The organism is Kitasatospora sp. NPDC091257 (assembly GCF_044757675.1).
GTDB classification, from domain to species: Bacteria; Actinomycetota; Actinomycetes; order Streptomycetales; family Streptomycetaceae; genus Kitasatospora; species Kitasatospora lactacystinica.
This window is the reverse complement of record NZ_JBIVVI010000810.1, coordinates 1-4,259: the sequence shown is the minus strand read 5'-3', so window position 1 is coordinate 4,259 and position 4,259 is coordinate 1. Positions and strand designations below refer to the sequence as shown.

Annotated in this window: 3 protein-coding genes and 1 pseudogene; 1 reads left to right on the top strand and 3 read right to left on the bottom strand. The window is 72.0% G+C overall.

Annotated elements, in window-relative coordinates:
* Window positions 1–44: 44 nt before the first annotated feature.
* Window positions 45–1,043, bottom strand: a complete 999-nt coding sequence (locus ACIQOV_RS30015; protein WP_401053729.1) for a YdcF family protein — start codon at window positions 1,041–1,043, stop codon at window positions 45–47.
* 106 nt (window positions 1,044–1,149) lie between these two features.
* Window positions 1,150–1,887 (bottom strand): annotated as a pseudogene (locus ACIQOV_RS30010) (alpha/beta fold hydrolase); the annotation flags it as partial.
* A gap of 4 nt (window positions 1,888–1,891) precedes the next feature.
* Between ACIQOV_RS30010 and ACIQOV_RS30005 the strand changes: the two are divergent.
* Entirely contained in the window at window positions 1,892–2,635 is a 744-nt protein-coding gene (locus tag ACIQOV_RS30005) for an SDR family oxidoreductase (RefSeq protein WP_401053728.1), read from the top strand.
* A gap of 94 nt (window positions 2,636–2,729) precedes the next feature.
* Here the strand turns inward: ACIQOV_RS30005 and ACIQOV_RS30000 are convergent.
* A partial coding sequence (locus ACIQOV_RS30000) for a carbohydrate-binding module family 20 domain-containing protein (protein WP_401053726.1) occupies window positions 2,730–4,259 on the bottom strand: 1,530 nt, incomplete at its 5' end.

Below are 4,259 nucleotides of genomic sequence, written 5' to 3'. Positions count from 1 at the left end.
GCCGGAGCGACCGGGGCCTGCCCGGGTGGGGGTCCCGGGGCGGCTCACAGGGCCGCGAGCACTCCGCAGAGGGCGATGAAGCCGCAGATCCCGAAGTTGACCAGCTTGTGGGACAGGAAGATCGCGGCGAACTCGCGGATGGTGGCGCTCGGCCAGTAGTACCGGGCGGTGGGAGAGCCGAAGACGTGGCCGTTGACGCCGGTCTGGCGGGCGAGCAGTGCCGCCCGGAAGGCGTGGAAGTTGTTGGTGACCACGACGCAGCGGTAGTCGGGCTTGGCCTGCTCCATGATGGCCTTGCTGAACAGCAGGTTCTCCTCGGTGGTGCGCGAGCGGTCCTCCCGCTCGATGTGCTCCTCGGGGAAGCCGCGTTCGACCAGGTAGTCGGCCATCGCGTGGGACTCCGGCAGCTTCTCGTCCGGCCCCTGGCCGCCCGAGGTGATGAGCACCGGCGGGTTGCCGCGGGCGGCCTGCTTCTCGTACACCTCGCGGCCCCGGTTCAGTCGGCTGGCGAGCAGCGGCGGGACGCGCTCGCCGCCGATCAGCCCGGAGCCGAGCACGATCACGAAGTCCACGTCCCGGCGCGGCCGGTGGCGGCTGTACAGGAAGGCGTAGCCGACGAAGCAGGTGAACAGGAAGGAGACGTAGCCGACCACGAGGACCGCGGTGCCCGCGAGCGCGGCCAGCGGCCGCGAGTGGACGATGAGGGCGGCGACCAGCAGTCCGATGACGCCGAGGATGCCCAGCCCGGCGAGCAGTGACAGCAGGTTGGCCGGCCGTCTGCCCTCCTTGCGGATCATGGTCAGGCCGTTGGCGAGCAGGAACCAGACCAGGGCCGCCGTGCCGAGGGCCGGGAGGAGGACGATGACCGCCGCCGCGAGTGTGATCACCATGCTGGGTGCCTTGCGGAGCTCGGCGAGCAGGGCGAGGGACAGGAGGGAGACGGCGATGCCGAGCAGGACGGCGTTGCTGAACTGGCGACGGTCGCGTACTACCCCGATTCCGAACAACAGGAAGAACAGGGCGGCTGGGGCATAGGCGATCATGCGTCGTATCGTAGGGGAATCCCACCTGTACGAACCGGCCGGGCGTTCGGAGGAACCGAGGGCCCCGGTGAGCGCCCGGTGGGTGCCCCGGACGCCCGGCCGGGGTTCAGGCGAAGCGCTCGATCGCGGCCAGGATCGCGTCCCGCATCCGCGGGCTGCCGGTGTGCCCGGAGTCATCGATGACCGTCAGCCGGGCGTCCGGCCAGGCCTTGACCAGCTGCCAGGCCGTGTCGACCGGCCCGCCGAGGTCCAGCCGGCCGTGGATCAGTTCGCCGGGGATTCCGGACAGCCGCCCGGCGTCGCGTAGCAGTTGGCCGTCGGGCAGGAAGGCCCGGTGCGAGAAGTAGTGCGCGGTGATCCGGGTGAAGGCCATCAGCGCGTCGGAGGGCCGGTCGGTGTACGCGTTCGGCTTGCCCAGCGTCTCGTGCGAGATGACCGCGTCCTCCCAGGTGGCCCAGGCGTTGGCGGCGGCCCGCCGGACCGGCTCGTCGGTGCTGTCGAGCAGCCGGCTGTAGGCGGCGAGCAGTTCGAAGGTGTCCCCGTCGCGGTCGGCGGGCGGAAGGAAGTCCCGGAACGCCTCCCAGGCCGCGGGCAGGAAGCGGCCCACGCCGCGGTACAGCCAGTCGGTCTCCTCGGGACGGGTCATGGTGACCCCGCAGATCACGATCGCGGAGACCCGTTCCGGGTGGGCCTGCGCGTAGGCGAGGATCAGCGTGGAGCCCCAGGAGCCGCCGTAGAGCAGCCACTTGTCGATGCCGAGGTGCTCGCGCAGCCGCTCCATGTCGGCGATCAGGTGCGCGGTGGTGTTGTGCTCCAGGCTGGTCGAGGGGTCGGCGGCGGCGGGTGCCATGAACCAGCGGATCGCCGTCGTCACCGGAGCCGGGAGCGGCGTCGGCCGCGCCGTGGCGGTCGAACTGGCCGCGGACGGCTGGCGGACGGTGCTGGCCGGCCGGCGGCCCGGACCGCTGCGGGAGACCGCCCGGCTCTGCGCCGCCCCGGCCGACGTGGTGCCGGCCGACGTCACCGACCCGGAGGCGGTGGACGCGCTGTTCGCCGCGGCCGCCGGGCGTCACGGCCGGGTGGACCTGCTGTTCAACAACGCCGGCGTCTTCGGCCCGGCCGTCCCGCTGGAGGAGCTGTCGGTCGAGGACTGGCGGGCCGTCGTCGACCTCAACCTGACCGGCGCCTTCCTCTGCGCCCGGGCCGCGTTCCGGCAGATGAAGGCGCAGGACCCGCAGGGCGGCCGGATCATCAACAACGGTTCGATCTCCGCGCACGTCCCGCGCCCGCACTCGATCGCCTACACCGCGACCAAGCACGCCGTCACCGGCCTGACCAAGTCGCTGTCGCTGGACGGCCGCCCGTACCGGATCGCCTGCGGGCAGATCGACATCGGCAACGCGGCGACCGACATGACGTCGGCGATGGGCGCGGGCGTGCGTCAGGCGGACGGCCGGATCGCCCCCGAGCCGACCATGGAGGTGGCCGACGTGGCGCGCACCGTGCGGCACATGGCCGGGCTGCCGCTGGAGGCCAATGTGCAGTTCGCCACCGTGCTGGCGACGGCCATGCCGTACATCGGGCGGGGGTGACGGACGGCCGCGCCGCCCGCCTCCCGGCCGCCCTCGCGGGGGATCCCCGCCGGAGCGGGCCGACGGGGATCCGGGGCGGACCGGGGCCCGCGGCTCACGGCCGCCAGGTGTCGTTCAGCGCGACGGTCCCGCCCGAGGGCACCGTCGCCGTCCGGTTGGCGCCGGACTCCCAGGTGACCGCGCCGCTCGCGTCCTTGCGGACGTACTTGTACTGGAAGGACGTGCCGGCCGGCAGCGACAGCGCCAGCGACCAGACCGGGTAGCCCGCCGAGGAGAGCGGCAGGGCCTTCGCCGGGTCCCAGGCGCCGAGCGCCGCGGCGTCGCCGACCACGTAGACGTTCTGCCCGACCGAGGTGGTCGCGTTGACGTTGAAGGAGGCGCCGGAGACGCTCGCGCCGGACTGGACGTACAGCGCGACCGCGTCGCCGGCACCGACCGTCGCGGTGAACTGCCCGTTGGCGCCCACCTGGTACGTCGGGCCGGTGCAGCCGCCGCCGGACTGCGGGTCGCCGTGCTGGACGTCGCAGTAGGTGCCGGCCGGCAGCCCGGTCTGGAAGGTCCGGGTGATCGCGCCGCCCTCGTGGTTGATCGCGACGTAGCCCTTGTTGCCGCGTCCGAAGGCGATCGCGTTGCCGCCGTTGGACCACCAGTCGGTCACTCCGGTGCCCGCCACCGCGCTGCGGAAGCCGACCATGTTGGCGACCTGCCGCCAGGCGTGGGTGCAGTTCCAGCCGTCCTGGTAGCAGGCGTTGACGGTGCCGCCGTTCGGCGGGCCGTCGTCCTTGTTGGCGAAGGTGTAGCCGGAGTGGATGTCGGGGGTGCCGTACGGCGAGGCCAGCAGGAAGACGTTGGCGAGCGTGTAGGTGTTGCCGTAGGTGTAGTTGAGGGTGGATCCGTTGCGCTCGGTGTCCCAGTTGTCGACGAAGGCGCGCGCCTGCCCGCTCGGCAGGTAGCCCCAGGAGGCGCCCCAGCCGCTGAGGTTGGCGAGCTTGTCGGTGGTGAACATCCGCTTGAGGTCCGTGCCGACCCGGAACTCGTCCACGTCGCCGGTGCCGGTGTACTCGGTGGGCTGGACCGGCTCGCCGGCGCCGTAGATGACCTCCTGGACCCAGTAGGCCGCCGGGTTGGCCATCCGGGCCTTGATCGCCGCGAGGTCGGCGGCGGCGATGTGCTTGGCGGCGTCGATCCGGTAGCCGTCGACGCCGAGCGAGGCGAGGTCGTCCAGGTAGTGCGCGATGGTGGTCTGGACGTACGCGCTGCCGGTGTTCAGGTCGGAGAGGTTCTCCAGCTCGCAGTTCTGGACGTTGCCGCGGTCCTGGTAGTTGGTGATCGGCTGGCGGCAGGTGTGGAAGTCCTGGTCCTGGTACGTGCCGGGGTAGGTGTACTTGGTGTACGCGGTACCGCCGGTGCCGGTGCCGGAGCCCGCCGACATGTGGTTGACCACCGCGTCGGCGATCACCTTGACGCCGGCCGCGTGGCAGGCGGCGACCATGTTCTTGAAGGACGTGCGGTCGCCGAGCCGTCCGGCGATCCGGTAGCTGACCGGCTGGTAGGAGGTCCACCACTGCGCGCCCTGGATGTGCTCCTGCGGCGGGGAGACCTCGACGAAGCCGTAGCCCTTGGG